The following is a 486-nucleotide window of genomic DNA, read 5'->3' as shown; positions in this document are numbered from 1 at the left end:
ATTCATGACTGGGGTGAAGTCGTAACAAGGTAACCGTAGGGGAACCTGCGGTTGGATCACCTCCTTACCTAGTTGATGTTGAATGTGAGTGTTCACACAGATTGTCTGATAGAAAATGAGCAGAGAGCGTCTGCGAAGCTGACTAATGTCCCCTTCGTCTAGAGGCCCAGGACACCGCCCTTTCACGGCGGTAACAGGGGTTCGAATCCCCTAGGGGACGCCAGTCTGCGCGGGTGAGTGAAAGTCATCTGCAAATAATGATTAAGCTGATTCAAGAGTCAGCTTAACAATTATGCTCTTTAACAATCCGGAACAAGCTGAAAAATTGAAACAATCAATATTATCACCGAGGTAATATTGATGAGTCTCTCAGCCAAACAACACTGAATGTGCTTCTTTATGAAACACCTTCGGGTTGTGAGGTTAAGCGAATAAGCGTACACGGTGGATGCCTAGGCAGTCAGAGGCGATGAAGGACGTGCTAAT

The 486-nt window shown here is 46.7% G+C and carries 1 tRNA gene and 1 rRNA gene; both read left to right on the top strand.

The features are described from left to right. Positions 1 to 67, top strand: a 16S ribosomal RNA gene (locus R5268_RS19380); the annotation flags it as partial. A gap of 80 nt (positions 68 to 147) precedes the next feature. Next, positions 148 to 223 (top strand) — tRNA-Glu (locus R5268_RS19375). Positions 224 to 486 lie beyond the last annotated feature (263 nt).

The organism is Morganella sp. BCCO 40_0007 (assembly GCF_032989665.1).
Lineage (GTDB): Bacteria > Pseudomonadota > Gammaproteobacteria > Enterobacterales > Enterobacteriaceae > Morganella > Morganella sibonii.
The sequence above is the reverse complement of the archived record's forward strand: the minus strand, read 5'-3'. Positions and strand labels throughout refer to the sequence as shown.